General features: G+C 40.3%; 13 protein-coding genes. 11 read left to right on the plus strand and 2 right to left on the minus strand.

All coding sequences use genetic code 11. The features are described from left to right. The first annotated feature begins 70 nt into the window (after positions 1-70). From IGI82_RS06230 to IGI82_RS06240, 3 genes are all read left to right on the plus strand, one after another. Positions 71-691, plus strand: a complete 621-nt coding sequence (locus tag IGI82_RS06230) for a TetR/AcrR family transcriptional regulator (protein ID WP_074535069.1) — start codon at positions 71-73, stop codon at positions 689-691. Positions 692-1,059: 368 nt separating this feature from the next. Beyond that, complete coding sequence (locus IGI82_RS06235) at positions 1,060-2,550, plus strand: PcsB-like coiled-coil domain-containing protein (RefSeq protein ID WP_438841894.1); 1,491 nt, start codon at positions 1,060-1,062, stop codon at positions 2,548-2,550. Positions 2,551-2,583: 33 nt separating this feature from the next. Further along, positions 2,584-4,437, plus strand: a complete 1,854-nt coding sequence (locus tag IGI82_RS06240) for a glucosaminidase domain-containing protein (protein WP_438841895.1) — start codon at positions 2,584-2,586, stop codon at positions 4,435-4,437. A gap of 62 nt (positions 4,438-4,499) precedes the next feature. On the opposite strand, the gene IGI82_RS06245 is transcribed toward IGI82_RS06240, so the two are convergent. Then, complete coding sequence (locus IGI82_RS06245) at positions 4,500-5,123, minus strand: hypothetical protein (protein ID WP_438841896.1); 624 nt, start codon at positions 5,121-5,123, stop codon at positions 4,500-4,502. Between the two features lie 489 nt (positions 5,124-5,612). Here IGI82_RS06245 and IGI82_RS06250 point away from each other — a divergent pair, with 489 nt between their 5' ends. The 3 genes from IGI82_RS06250 (at position 5,613) to IGI82_RS06260 (ending at position 8,292) form a co-directional block, all read left to right on the plus strand. Then, on the plus strand, positions 5,613-5,990 hold the full coding sequence (locus tag IGI82_RS06250; RefSeq protein WP_005234961.1) for a DUF7006 family protein: 378 nt from the start codon (positions 5,613-5,615) through the stop codon (positions 5,988-5,990). Between the two features lie 138 nt (positions 5,991-6,128). Continuing rightward, the gene (locus IGI82_RS06255; protein ID WP_005234965.1) at positions 6,129-6,896 is read left to right on the plus strand and encodes a putative ABC transporter permease; all 768 of its coding nucleotides are present in this window, start codon (positions 6,129-6,131) and stop codon (positions 6,894-6,896) included. A gap of 205 nt (positions 6,897-7,101) precedes the next feature. Further along, on the plus strand, positions 7,102-8,292 hold the full coding sequence (locus tag IGI82_RS06260) for a 3D domain-containing protein (RefSeq protein ID WP_438841897.1): 1,191 nt from the start codon (positions 7,102-7,104) through the stop codon (positions 8,290-8,292). A gap of 229 nt (positions 8,293-8,521) precedes the next feature. Here IGI82_RS06260 and IGI82_RS06265 read toward each other — a convergent pair whose 3' ends face one another. Continuing rightward, positions 8,522-9,991 (minus strand): helix-turn-helix domain-containing protein, encoded by a 1,470-nt coding sequence (locus IGI82_RS06265; protein WP_438841898.1) that lies wholly within the window; start codon positions 9,989-9,991, stop codon positions 8,522-8,524. Positions 9,992-10,845: 854 nt separating this feature from the next. Between IGI82_RS06265 and IGI82_RS06270 the strand changes: the two genes are divergently transcribed. From IGI82_RS06270 to IGI82_RS06290, 5 genes are read left to right on the plus strand one after another with little or no spacing between them, the layout of a single operon-like run. Then, complete coding sequence (locus IGI82_RS06270) at positions 10,846-11,715, plus strand: hypothetical protein (protein ID WP_074931993.1); 870 nt, start codon at positions 10,846-10,848, stop codon at positions 11,713-11,715. 46 nt (positions 11,716-11,761) lie between these two features. Then, complete coding sequence (locus IGI82_RS06275; protein WP_074931990.1) at positions 11,762-12,694, plus strand: LCP family glycopolymer transferase; 933 nt, start codon at positions 11,762-11,764, stop codon at positions 12,692-12,694. Positions 12,695-12,709: 15 nt separating this feature from the next. Further along, positions 12,710-13,489, plus strand: a complete 780-nt coding sequence (locus tag IGI82_RS06280) for a YveK family protein (RefSeq protein ID WP_074931986.1) — start codon at positions 12,710-12,712, stop codon at positions 13,487-13,489. Positions 13,490-13,498: 9 nt separating this feature from the next. Then, positions 13,499-14,206 (plus strand): CpsD/CapB family tyrosine-protein kinase, encoded by a 708-nt coding sequence (locus IGI82_RS06285; protein WP_016608122.1) that lies wholly within the window; start codon positions 13,499-13,501, stop codon positions 14,204-14,206. A gap of 23 nt (positions 14,207-14,229) precedes the next feature. Next, positions 14,230-14,994 carry a tyrosine-protein phosphatase gene (locus IGI82_RS06290; protein WP_438841899.1) on the plus strand — a complete coding sequence of 255 codons (765 nt, stop codon included), beginning with the start codon at positions 14,230-14,232 and terminating at the stop codon, positions 14,992-14,994. Positions 14,995-14,999 lie beyond the last annotated feature (5 nt).

Here is a 14,999-nt window from a genome sequence, read left to right on the forward strand (position 1 = left end):
TTAAGTTAGGTTGATTATACAACAAAATGACACGAGTGTCATTAATAATGTGATGAAAGGAGCCAAAAAAATGGCGAAGAAGCAGCAGAGCGAATTGACTACAGCGGAAAAGAAAAAACAACAAAAGCGTGATTTGATTCTTGAAAGTGCCAAAGTCGTCTTTAGTAAGAAAGGTTTGATTGATGCGACAATGAAGGACATTATCGAAGAGTGCGGCATTAGTCGCGGCGGCATTTATTTGTACTTTCGTTCGGTGGATGAGATTTTTTTGGCAGTGTTAGAGCAGCGCTCCAAACGAAAATTTGATGATGTACGAGAGATGATCATGGAGCAAGTGCCCTTTGAAACGATTTTAAACAAATATTTTTCCGACCATCGCAAGCGTCTACTCCACAGCATTTCTGACGGTATGCTGCGAGCCGTCTACGAGTATTACTATACGCATAAAACCGAAGCCTCCAGTTCCCTGCAGCAAGCACAACTTTCTGAGACGAAACGGACGATCCATGAGATCTTTCAAGTCGGCGTTCAGCAAGGCGTGTTAAAAGATGAAAACTTGGCAGTGATTGCAGAAAACTATATGTTCGTGATTGAAGGATTGGGGATTTTGGCTCTGACCGGTCACATCACAGAACAGACCATTGATGACCAAATCGCCGTAATGAGACAACTACTCCCCTATCGCGCATAATACAGACAAAAAAAGCACGCTCTTTTCTAGAAAACACTAGGAAGGAGCTTTTTTCGTCTGTTTAAAATTTTGTGAATCAAGCATATTTTGCAGAAAATTAATGTAATCAAAGTGAAATCTACAACATTATTTATTTTTTCTTAAGAAAAAGGACTTTTTCTATGAAGTTTTCTTGAACAGTTGATAAATAGGGATTCACTAGGGGGGGCGATCGCATAGGAGTGGGGAACATGCAATAAAAAAACAGAGTTTATTTGTGTAACTAAAATGTAAATCGCTTACGGATTGGGTTTGCTGCTGAACTATGGTAAAATGAAAATGGTCAAATAAATGAAAAAAAAGTTTTAAAATTGAATTTGGAGGATCAGATGAAGAAGAAAATCTTTGCAACAGTGTGTATGTGTGGCATTGTATTGTCATCATTCGGCGGACCTGTGACCGTTTTTGCTACGAATCACGATCAATTGATCGAACAAAAAAATAACGAGATTGATCAGTTGAGACAGCAACGTCAAAGCGTACAAGGGGAAATTGATGGATTGTCTGCAGAAATTGATTCATTAAATCAAGAAGCAGCAATCATTTTAGCGCAGCAAAGTGATTTGTTGCAAGCGATCGAAGGATTGGATCAGGAAATCAATCAGTTAGAAGAGCGGATTGCCAAACGCTCAGAAAACATCGAAAAGCAAGCCAGAGAAACACAAGTCAATGGAAAAGGCGACAATTTTCTAACAGCCGTACTAGAAGCTGATTCTGTCAGTGATCTAGTGGGGCGGGTCCATGCGATGACGACGATCATTCGAGCGAATAATGAAGTGATCGAACAACAAAAAGCCGACCAACAAGCAGTTGAACAAAAGCGTGCGGAATCACAAGAAAAAGTGGCAGAATTGCAAGCAGCACAGAGCCATCTGGAAGCACAAAAAGGTGTCTTGGAAGCAAGCCAAGCAGAATTAAATGTCTTGGTTAGTCAGTTAGCCTACGAAGAAGCAACGAAAGAAGAAGAAAAAGAACAGCTGCGTGCTGAAAAAGAAGCCTATGAAGCGGAGCAAGCAAGAATTCGTGAAGAAGCTGCCCGCGTTGCTGCTTTACAAGCCCAAGCGGAACAAGCGGCGCAACAGCAGGCAGAACAAGCAGCAGCGGAAGCAGCAGCCTTGAATGAAGCGGCTGTTCAAGCAGAGGGCACCGAAGCTGACGCAGAAACAGAGAGCCAAGCGCCAGTGGAAGAGCCAGCAGCACCAGCAGAAACGCAGCCAGAGGAAACGCAAGAATCTGAACCAGTTGAAACACCAGAGGCTCCAGAAGAAGCACCAGTAGATACACCTGAAATTCAAGAGCCAGAAACACCAGTGACACCTGCAGCACCAGAGACGCCAGCGGACAGTGCACCTGCGGTTCCTGCACCAACGCCAGCACCGACGCCCGTTACACCAACACCAGCGCCAACGCCTGCTCCGTCACCAGCACCGATCGTGACGCCGCCAGCACCTTCTGCACCAGCATCAACAAATGGGGCTGCAATCGTGGCAGAAGCTTATAAGCATATCGGAAAACCCTATGTTTGGGGTGCCAAAGGACCGGACAGCTTTGACTGTTCTGGGTTTACTCGCTATGTCTTTTTACAAGTAACAGGGAGAGATATAGGTGGATGGACGGTACCACAAGAAACAGCAGGTACAGTGATTTCCGTTAGCCAAGCACAACCAGGAGATCTATTATTCTGGGGTTCATCAGGCAGCACCTATCATGTAGCCATTGCTTTAGGTGGCGGACAATACATTCATGCACCACGCCCAGGACAAAATGTTTCTGTTGGCAGTACCGCTCATTTTACACCTAGCTTTGCAGTAAGAATGTAAGAAGTAGCTAGCTGTAGTTTTAAGGAGAGACAAATGGAAGAAAGAAAACAGCTTCGTTATCGTGCGAAGAAACAAAAAAGAGGGCTTCTTTACCGTAAAAGTGCGGCGGCAACCGCTGCACTTGTTAGTACGGTGAATATTTTGCCGATGAATGTCTTAGCAGATACACTTGAGTCAGCAGAAACCCAAAATGGTGTTCAAGTAGTTGAAACAGCAGAGTCAACCCAAGACACATCGACGCAAGATTCCGTGAGCATTGTAGAAGATCAAGAAGTGAACGAGGGATCACCAGCAACGCAAGATAGTACCGAATCATCAGAAGCTGAAAGTTCGGATGTAGTAGAAATTCAAGACGTACCCGAAAATGAACCAGCAGATGATGCTTCTGAACAGAATGAAGCAGAAATCGATCGTGACATTCCTGTTCTGTCAGAAGAAGAGCGGATCGCCATTGAAACGAAGGTCATGCCCAACTACAACAATCCAATGGCACGTTCCAACAATCAGCAAGCATTTATTCAGCAAGTAGGACCAATGGCACAAGAAGTTGCCGGGGCAAATGACCTCTACGCTTCGGTCATGATTGCCCAAGCGATCTTAGAATCAGGTTGGGGGCAATCCACGCTGACCACTCTTGCAAATAATATGTTTGGTATCAAGGGATCTTACAATGGACAATTTGTAGAGATGCAAACCATGGAAGATGACGGGAATGGCAATCTCTATCCGATTATTGCTAGGTTTCGTAAATACCCCTCATTAAAAGAATCTTTTCAAGACAATGCGCACGTTTTGAGAACTACCTCATTTTCGCCGGGTGTTTTCTTCTACCATGGGGCATGGAAGTCTAATACAAATTCTTATCGTGACGCGACTCAATGGCTGCAAGGACGTTATGCCACCGATACTTCTTATGCAAGTAAGCTAAACAACTTGATTGAAACGCACAATTTGACCCAGTACGATACATCAAGTGGTGGCGGTTCAAATGATAACAACAATAACAATTCTGAGCAGGCGATCAATAAGCAATTCAGAACAAATGCAGCACTCAATATCCGTTCGGATGCTTCCACTAGCGCCTCGATCGTTGGTTCATTGGCTGCCAATGCGACATTTGAAGCAGTAGCGCAAAAAACTGGTACCAGTGTGAACGGCAATACGACGTGGTATCGAATTCAAGGACGTGGCTGGGTAAGTGCTGCTCACGTGACGGAGATCTCATCGAATACGGGTGGGAATGATAACAACAATAATAATGGTAACAACAATAACAACAATGCCGAACAAAGCATCAACAAAGAGTTCCGCACAACTGCTGCCTTGAACATCCGTTCAGATGCATCGACTAGCGCTTCTGTTGTTGGCTCCTTGGCAAGTAATGCGACATTTCGAGCAGTCGCTCAAAAGACAGGAACGAGTGTCAACGGCAACAATGTGTGGTATCGAATTCAAGGACGCGGCTGGGTGAGTGCTACGTACGTGACAGAAGTGAACGCTGGAAGTAATAGCTCTGAGCAAAGCATCAACAAAGAGTTTCGTACAACCGCAACATTGAATATTCGCTCTGATGCGTCTACCAGTGCCAGAATTGTTGGTTCTTTGTTAAACAACTCCTCTTTTCGCGCGGTTGCGCAAAAGACCGGAACCAGTGTGAATGGCAACAACGTCTGGTATCGAATTGAAGGGCGTGGCTGGGTAAGTGCAGCGTATGTTCAAGAAACGAACACTTCCTCATCAAACAGCACCACCTATACCGTACGTTCGGGAGACACTCTATGGGGCATTTCGCAACGCTACAGTGTGACTGTGAATCAGTTGATGCAGTGGAATAATCTTTCTGGCTCATTGATTCTTGTAGGACAGCGTCTTGTAGTCCGTAGATAAAATGAAAAAACATCTGGAACCATTTTTGCGGCTATTTGCCAAAATGGTTCCAGATGTTTTGTTTATTCTTCTTTGAAGCTGTTCATGATCGCTGTTAGCTCGTCTTTTGAAGAGTCGTATAAGCTTTCTAACGTCCAACCATACAACTGAACATAATTATTGTCGGTTTCAAGTACATAATAAATATAGTGGATATTTAGCCCTTCAACTGTCGCTGGGAAATCAACGAAATAGGCCTTCGTGTCAGGAATTGGTAAAAAGGTGGCGGTCGTATCGAAGCTTGTTGCCAAATTTTCTTGAACCAATCCGAGATAAGTTTCTAAATCGGCAAAATCTTGTTTCGATTCAACGACTGCAGCTAAGTATTTCGTTTCTAACGCATCTGACAACATGAAATCATTGTCAGGATTCAATGAAGTGAAATCGGGTACCTCTTGCCAATTACTAGGCAAATCGATGGTATAGTTTATTCCACTCACGCCTGTGATGGTTTGTTCCGAACTCGGTAAAGCCGCTTCGCTGGAAGAGCCCGTCGACTCTTGCGCGACTTCTGTTGACGAAGTCATAGATAAGCTTGTAGCGCTTGCATTTTCTGTGCTTTCTGAAGTTGGTTTCTCCTCTTTTGGCGTACAGCCAGCAAAAAGAAGTGTGAACCCCAATAAACTAAAAACAACACTTTTTCTCATTATTCTCACGTTCCCCTTTGTTTTCTATTTTCAAATAACCAACATTATTTAGTTAATCGTATAATAGGAAAGGAAATAACGCAATAAAATATTCTCAGTTACTGCATGAAAAGAAAAAAATAAAGGATTGTTAAATAATAAATTTAAAAAAATGAAGCCGAAATAACTGACTGTTACCGCTTATTTTCACTTTTTTCTTAGATTGATGCAAAAGTTGATTATAAATACGGGGCGACTTTTGCTATGCTTTAGAAAAGAAAGGAAGCATTAAAAGAATAGTGAAGTTAAAAATTGTGTCGGTTATATCTATAAAATAATAGTGTGTTTTTTATTTATCTATTTGTTTTGAATAATTGTCAGAATTTTGTTGCGAAATGCTATGGCTTCTTTCGATACAAAAAGTAGGGCGACATCAGCGACAGCCGGATAGAGAAAGATAGCTCAAAGCGGCGAGGAATAGAAGAAACATAAGATCTACGTTTAAAAATAATGGAACTAGGGGGAAGGAAATTGTTTTATCAATCAGTAAATGAGTATCTAGTAAAAATGAGAGAAGGATTATCTGCTGAAACCATTAAAGGTGAAATGCCATCAGTCTATGCGTACTGGTTAGCACAGGAAGCAGAATTGAAAAAAATATTGAAAAATAAAGACATGGCTTTTTGGATGGATATCCAAAGAGTTCTCTTGATCGATGCAAAATTAGTATTACTTCGCAGTTACATCAATGACTACGATTTTCACGGATTTTCCGAAGATGAGATCATTGCAAATGTGGAACAAGATCATTTTACCTTCAACAAAGAACTATGTGGCTATAGTTTGAAAGAACAAGTGCACCCATCAATTATTTTTGGTGATCAATAAGCAACGAAAAAAGAACGTTCAAACAGGGAATAAGCTACTGCACTGATTCAAAATAAGACTGATTGATTTGTGGTATGATTGTGATGACAAGTACGATTGCACAGATCATTGTGACAGTTTGAAAAGGAGCGGATAGGTATGGTTCAATTTGAAAGGATCATTTTATTATTTTTCTTGTACTCATTTATCGGTTGGCTTTGGGAAACCATTTATTGCTCACTAAAAGCCAAGCACTTTGTTTATCGGGGCTTCCTTGTTGGTCCCATCACACCCATCTACGGCTTTGGGATTCTTGGCGTTGTCTATTTATTGCGGCCATTGCATGAGCAAGTGATTCCACTGTTCTTTGCGGCAGCGTTGTTGGTTACCGTGCTTGAATATGTGACAAGTTATTTACTTGAGCGTTTTTTTCATGCCTCATGGTGGGATTATAAAGAAGTCCCATTAAATATCAATGGACGGGTGGCATTGCCGATTTCTCTTTTTTGGGGCGTGTGCTGTGTGCTCATTGTTCGATTTGTTCATCCGCAAATGCTGGAGATTGTTCAAACATTGAGTGCTCGCGTAGGATTCTTATTGCCAGTTTTCTTATTGATGGTTCTCTCTTTTGATATGGGCTATACCCTAGCTAACTTGGTTGCCTTTCAGAAAGCGGTGCAACAGGTCAATCAAGCCTTTGAACAGCACAAAAAAGAATTGGCTGAAAATATTGAGCAATATAAAAACGATTGGCAAGGGCGCTTCGCAGCGTTTCCAGAAGAATGGCGCGTATTAAAACAGAATCTACCGAGATTGAATTTCCATCAAAGAAGACTCTTAAAAAACTTTCAAAAGTTAGAAATCAATCAGATAAAAAGCAGTCAGGAATTGTCTCGATTTATTGAAGCGATCCGTAAGAAAAAATAGGTTTGTTACGGTAAGATTACAAAAAATAAACCCTTATCAATGCTGATTCTTCCCACTTCTGACTGATTTCAGTTGAAAAAGACGATTAAAACACCCACTATTACGATAATTTGTAACAAATTGTAAAGGTCCTGCAATAAAATTCTTCTTAAGAATTTGTATAATAGGATATGTTGGAAACCATAGTGAGAAGTGAGGGAATTTTTTGAAGGCAAAGAAACTACGAACAATCGTTGTCGCTGTCTTTGCGGCAGGAATCGTTTCTCCAATCTTTGCGCAGGCTGAGTCACTTGAATCATTGCAAGAGCAAGAAAGTGCCGTCATGCAGCAAAGTCAGGAAATCAGTACGGAAGTGCAGATTGCATTGACTGATGTGAATGCGAAATACAGTGAGGTAGAAGAGCTAAAAGCTCAAATCGCTGAAAATGAAGAATCATTAGCAACAACCAAAGCAGAAATCAAAACTGCACAAGAAACAATTGAAAAGCGTGAAGCTGTCGTTGCGGAACGTATGAAAGACATCCAAGTCAATGGCGGGGCTACCAGAGACTGGACGGTACTATTAGAATCATCCAACATCCAAGATTTTATCAATCGTGCCTATGCGATGACGATGTTACAAAACTTGGAAAAAGAAAAGATCGATTCATTGACAGCAGAAAAAGAAAAGCTGGAAGCTTTAGAAGAAAAAGCACAGTCTACACAGCAATCATTGAAAGAAAATCAAACCGCATTAGAATCAGAAGCCAAAACATTGGATTCAAAAATTGCGAATCTACAAGCCCAATTGAAAGAAAACGAAGCAACCTTGGCACAAATCGCTTCCAGCAAAGAAGCTGAAACAGCTCGCTTAGCTGCTGAAAAAGCAGCAGAAGAACGAGCAGCCAAAGAAGCGGCGGAACAAGCAGCGAAAGAAAAAGCTGAAAAAGAAGCAGCCCAAGCTGCTGAACGTTCAAGCGCTTCTGAATCCCAAGCGTCTGCTTCATCGAGCAGCAATACGACTGAAAGCAGCAGCTCATCATCGAGCAGCTCTTCAAGCGGTAACAATAGCTCAACTAACAGCTCAAGCAATACAAGTAACAACAGTAATAACAACAGCAATACAAGCAGCGGTCGGACATTGATGATGGAATCAACTGCTTACTCGTATAAAGAAGCTGGCTCTAGTTTCTTTACAGCAAGTGGTACAGACTTACGTAAAAATCCAATGGCAGTTGCCGTTGATCCAAGCGTGATTCCGTTAGGCACCTTAGTCAATGTTGAAGGCTATGGCGTAGCATTAGCGCTTGATACTGGTGGCGCGATCAAAGGAAATATCATTGATGTTCACTTTGATAACGTCGCACAATGTATCCAATGGGGCCGTCGTCAAGTAAAAGTAACGATCCTCGATTAATCAATCAACTAACAAGAAGCAGCTCACTGAATGAAGTGGCTGCTTCTTTTTTTGCTTTTAATGTAGGAAGGCATAAGAAGAGAGCCTATCGCTGCGTCAGTGACGACATAAGCGATAGGCTCTGGATTTATTGTTAAACTGCTCACAAGCTCTTACACTCATTCTCAGGAGCATTTTTTGAATAGCTTGGTCAGATCGAGGGAAACGGGAAACGGCGAATGTTCGTTGATCAAGGATTGAAATTAGCATTTAGCGTTTCCTCTAAAGCTTCCCAGTCGTGCTCATCAGGGAAGGTTTTGAATAGCAAATAATCAATGTCTTGGGCATATTCGGTAATGTATTCCGTATAGTTGGTAACGATCAAATCAATCTGATTTTTTTCCAAATAGCCTGCCGACAATTCATTGGAGTCCGGAAAATAAAAGGTCCGAGAACTGCGCAAATAACGAACAGATTTGCATTTTAATAATTGGCATAAATAAAAGGGGCCTTCGAACAAAAAAGCGATATTCTTCTTGGCTTGCCAGTACAAAGATTTAATAGAAGTAACGTACATCGTAAGACTCGTTCCTAAGTGCTCCAGTGTGTTACTGTCCCAAATTTCTCTAGCTAATGGTTGCGTCAACAGATAGTTTTTAAATAGATGGTAATCGTCCGTATACGCCTCTTCGACAAATTGAACGGTATCAGAAATCATATGATTTAATAAGGGGGATAATAATTGCTTGATTTTTGCTACCGTAAAAAAGGACTCTACTAAGAGTCGGTCGCGAGCGCTATCTTGTGTATCTGGCAAGCAATCCTTGACAAAGGCTGCCGTAAGCTGCTTGATTTCAGGCCAATGATTATACTCTCTACAAAAGGTTTGTTCGATCGCCAAGTTGCTGATCGAACGACGGGTTTTCACCAATAAGAACAAATAAAGGACTTCCTCATAGGGAAGTTCTTTTTGGTATTGTTCACTCATTGCCTCGTTGATTTCAGAAAATAGCTGAAAATCATTATATTGCTCAAATAGTTTTTTAATTTGCTTAGGCAACTCGATACGTTGACCTGCAAAATGGCGCTCAAAGGTGATATACAAGTAATAATTGAACTCACCAAATGAACAAGCATGCTGGTCGAGTTGATAACATCTTGAAAAAGCACTAGCAGTGATATTTTGGATGGCGATCGGTGGAAAGATCGTATGGGCAGTAATTTCCGATTCATAATAGAAATCATGGAAAAACTTGCGAATATTGATCTCCTCACCAAGAAAGCAAATAGGATTGGTTTGGATCTCCAAACGATAGAAAGAAAAAATAGGTTGCACCTTCCGCAAATAGCGAAGAACGGTGCTTTCTGATATATGGTATTTCTCTGCCCATTCCGATGAGCTATAAAGATCATTGTGGAAAATACTTTCGATGATATGGAACAAAATCTCATCGGCAATCAGCGCACGTTTTTTCGTTAAATACACAGCGGACTGCTTGATTGAAAAAATATACCCCTTATGAGAAGAGTCGATCGATAAACAGTCGCCAAAATACTCTTTGAGATCCGTTATGTCCGTTACGATCGTTCGCGTGGTACTTCCTGAAATCTTTGCCAAACCTTGAGTCGAACATTGATAATTTTTCTCGAATGCCATCAAAATTTTCAGCCATCGAATCGTTGCTGTGTTGGTAATAAAATTAATTTGAAAATTTCTCAAGACGTGGCTCCTTTCATGAATAAAATCGCAAATCTTACTTATTCATCTTAAAGAAGATAGGGAAGAAAAAACAAATCACGTATTTCATCGGTTGGTGAAATCTATACCTGAGCCTGTGCAAGATTTTTTGCATTTTCTATAAATCAACTGATGATCGGCATATATATAGGTAGAAACACGTTTTTTCAGTGCAAAGAAGGAAATTGACTGGCATTGAATAGTAAGAGAGGGGGGATAGTTTTATTACGATAAAATAAAAAATGAATGATTAACTATATTTAAAATAAACCGATAGAAGTTGAAAGGGCGGAATTGAGGGGGAAAGTCAGTTTGGGGAAGATAACTTATAATTTTAACAGGAACGATTGGTGTAATTAAATAGTAACCGCGAAGGAAACCCTATGTGCCCCAAGAAAAATATTCAGTTTTATTCAACCGATTTATAATAACAACAAAAGCATTTAACTTTTCTTTCTGAAATTCTTATGTTTTCTATTTATAATGAAAAGATGTTGAGAAAATGATTGAATATAATCACTTGAGGTTATTTTTCTATGATGTGACAACTCTCAAAGACTATGAGAACAACGATTATCACTGAATTATTCATTATTTAAAAAGAGGGTTTAAAAAAACTGTCAAGTATGCTACACGTTATTTATGGATATTTAAAATAACTGATGTTTGCTATTATATAAGTCTTTTATTGATGAAAAATATACCTTAAAAAAGAAAAAACAGGAATTTCCTTTATTTAATGATACATTTCTCTTATAATAAACTAGAATTGCCTTTATTATGTGAGACGAAGGCAGCATGCTTAAACAAGCACAATTGAAGTAGGGAGTGTGTTCATGGGAAAGCCGTTAGTAAAGACTTTGACTGTTTTAGCCGTGGGTATTGGCGCAGTTGCAATATGTTTCATTGGTTACCGACAAAATAACCAAAGGCAATATCAGCAGCGAGTCGAATACGCACAGACAGCGATTGCCAGCGAAAAAGATCGCATCAATGAGTTGTCTAATGAAATTGCTGAATTATACAGCAACGAGGATCAAACATTTTTAAGAAAAGATCTTAAAGAGGAAGACGTTCTTAAAACAGTCGCAAAACTTTCTGCAGTGAAAGTATCTGCAGACGATTATGGGATCGATGATGATGCATTACCAAGTGAGTCAGTCGAGATCCAACAAGAAAAAGCCGCCCTTGATGATCAACTAAAAGACATCGAGGCAAAATTAAAAGTACAAGCGGATACGGAAGCCTTATTTACTGAAGGCGTTTCAAATTGGCAAAGTGCTGAGAATGATGTCATCATTAGAGCCGATCTAAAAGAAACGGATGTTGGGAATGTCCGTGAAAATCTGAGCTTTTTTGAAGACAGTAAATGGAAAGAGTTAGTTGTTTCCTATTTAGAGTATGCGGATACCCAATTGGACCGCATTGCAAAATTACAAGAAACTTTTGATGAAATGCTTGATGGGGATGAGGTGACCAGTGAAGTCACCTTAGAAAAATACCTGAGTGCAGTCGACAGTATCAGCAAAGTTCGCAATGAAGAATTGAAAGAGAAATACACCGAATTAGCAGACAAAGTCGCTACCCAAATGGGGTACACAGGATACAGCACGTATACACCCCCCGCTTCAACGGAAAGTTATTCAGAGGATACATCAGCAGGAGACGGCACCTGGACAGATCAAAGTTCAGACGTTGTCTACTAATTGAAAACATGTATCAAAGAAAAAAGAGATAACTGGAGGAAAGCAAATGTCAAAAGGAAAAAAGATCTTTCTAATTATTTTTTCAATCGTTGCAGTGTTAGTCATCGGATTGATCGGTGTTGCTGCTAAACTATATTTTGATGTGTCAAACTCAATTAACGAAACCTATCAATCAGTTGAGCGTGATCGAGAAGATCGCCTACGTGAAAATGATGTCGATCTATCCCAACAAGAGTCCTTCTCGGTTTTACTGATGGGGATCGATACCGGTGATTTAGGCAGAGTCGAACAAGGCCGTTCTGATACCATGATGGTTGCGACCATCAGCCCACAAGATAATCAGACGACAGTGGTGAGTATTGGACGAGATTCCTATGTTGATATCGTTGGACACGGGACGACAGATAAAATTAACCATGCCTATGCTTTTGGTGGACCAGCGATGGCAATGAACACTGTAGAAAAATTTTTGGATATTCCGATCGATCATTACGTATCAATCAATATGGCTGGTTTAAAAGAATTAGTCGATGCGGTTGGCGGCATTGAAGTTGACAATGAAATCACCTTTTCGCAAGATGGCTTTGATTTTGCTATCGGACGTACGTCACTAAATGGCGAACAAGCCCTTGCCTATTCAAGAATGCGTTATGAAGATCCAAACGGCGATTATGGACGTCAGGAGCGCCAAAGGAAAATCGTTGAAGGGATCGTTAAGAAAGTCTTGAGTCTTGATGGAATCACCCAATATCAAACGATTTTAAATGCTGTTGAGCAAAACATGAAAACAGATATGAGTTTCGATGACATGCGAACCTTAGCCTTTAACTATCGCAGTGCCTTTCAAACGATCAAACAAGATCAGTTGCAAGGGGAAGGATTCATGCAAGACGGCATCTCATATCAACGTGTGAGTGAAGAAGAACTAGCAAGAGTTCAAAAAGAGTTGAAAGCTCAACTAAATCTAGAGAATGAATAGGAAAGTGGAGAAAAGATGGAAGAAACAATTAGCTTAAAAGAAATATTCGCAATTCTACGGAAACACTTAGCTGCTATTTTTATTTCAATGTTTGCTGGTTTAGCTTTAGCAGGGATATTCACCTTCTTTGTCATTACACCTAAATACAGTTCACAAGCCCAGTTGATTGTGACATTGCCTCAATCAGAAACTACCAATGCAAACGATGTAAATACAAACCTGCAAATGATCAATACGTATAAGGATATGATCGTCAGTGATTTAGTTATGACACAAGTAAAGGATCGACTGGAGTCCGAAAACAACCTTGACTTGACTGTCGGACAATTGAAAGAATCCATTTCAATCAATCAATCGCAAAACTCACAAATGTTTTCCATTCAGGCAACTAGTACCAATGCAGTGTCAGCGCAAAATATTGCTAACACGACTGCATTAGTCTTTCAAGAAAATGCCCAAGATGTTATGAATGTTGATAAAATCTCAATCATTTCAAGTGCGGTAGCTAGTACCACTCCAGTTTCACCTAACAACAAACTAAACTTAGCCATTGGTCTAGTACTAGGCATCATGGTCGGTGTTGGCTTAGCCTTCTTATTGGAGTTGCTAGATCGAACTGTCAAAGATGATAAATTTGTAACTGAAACATTAGGCTTTACCGTATTAGGTACTGTACCGCAAATGTCACCAAAAGAATTGGCTGCGACCATTCAGAAAAAACCAAGTGCACCATTTATTAAGAAACCGCAAGGCGACAAAGCGGCAGAATCACGCCGCAGTCGTAGTCGAGTCTAGGAGGGAACAATGATGGCAAAAAAACAAGAACGTACTGGGACGCAGACACATGCAGTAAGTTTGATCACGCTAATTGATCCTTCTTCACCAATCTCAGAGCAATATCGTACGATCCGTACAAATATTCAATTTGCGTCTTCAGCAGATAAACAAATCAAGACCATTGTCATTACATCCTCTGGGCCTGGCGAAGGAAAATCGACAACCTCAGCTAATTTAGCGGTTGTTTTTGCTAAATCAGGACAACGGGTCTTGTTAGTCGATGCCGATATGCGGAAGCCTACAGTATACAAGACATTCAGCTTAAATAATGCGAGTGGATTGAGTACCGTGTTAAGCACCTCAACGAGCGTCCTTGAAGCAGCCCAAAAAACGGTGATCGATAATTTATCTGTTTTAACAAGTGGACCAAAACCACCAAATCCATCTGAGCTACTTGGGTCAGCACGAATGAATCAAGTGATGGAAGAAGCGAAAAATCTTTATGATGTGGTTATTTTTGATATGCCACCAGTTGTAGCAGTAACTGATGCGCAAATCATGGCATCTAAAGCAGACGGAACGATTTTAGTGGTTCGAGAGAATGTTGCTCGGAAAGAATCCTTAACAAAAGCGAGAGATCTTTTAAATATGGTTCAAGCAAGAATTGTTGGTGTCGTTTATAACGGTGCCGAACACTCGAAAGATTCAGGATACTACTATTATTATGGAAATTAATTAGTTTGAAGGAGACGAGAGAAATGATTGATTTACATTGCCACATTTTACCAGGAATTGATGATGGAGCAGAAGACATCAATGCGAGCATCGCTATGGCTGAAAAAGCGATTAGCCAAGGAATTACGCATATCCTTTGTACCCCACATCATAACAATGGAAAATACCGCAATCCGAAGTCAGAGGTCATTTCTCTCGTTACTTCTTTACAAGAAGAATTGGACGCACGGAGCTTGTCCTTGACAGTACTTGAGGGACAAGAGGTGAGAATAACAGGAGATTTAATTGAGGATATACAGAAAAATAACATCCTTTTTACAGATCTTGATGATACGTATATCTTGATAGAATTTCCTACGATTGAAGTACCTACGTATACAGAACAAATTTTCTTCGATTTACTACAGCTGGGAAAAATTCCAGTCATTGTCCATCCCGAGCGGAATGCTCAATTTAGGAAAGACCCTAACAATCTAATCCCATTTTTAGATATGGGCTGTTTAGCTCAGTTAACTGCGCCAAGTTATGTCGGCGTATTTGGAAAAGAGATTCAAAAAACCGCAAAAACAATGGTTGAACATAATCTTGTTCAGATGGTCGCTTCGGATGCCCATGGCGTTACAAAACGCACCTTTAATTTAAAAGAAGCCTACGATCAAATTGAAAAAGATTTTGGTTTGCAGAAAGTAACATTGATGAAACAAGTGGCAAAAGATTTGATAAACGGGGATCAAATCAGTTTTCCAAGTTATATAGAAGTGAAAAAAAAGAAATTCGGGTTATTTTAGGGGGC

The sequence above is a fragment of the Enterococcus sp. AZ067 genome, from assembly GCF_051715005.1.
Taxonomy (GTDB): domain Bacteria; phylum Bacillota; class Bacilli; order Lactobacillales; family Enterococcaceae; genus Enterococcus_D; species Enterococcus_D casseliflavus.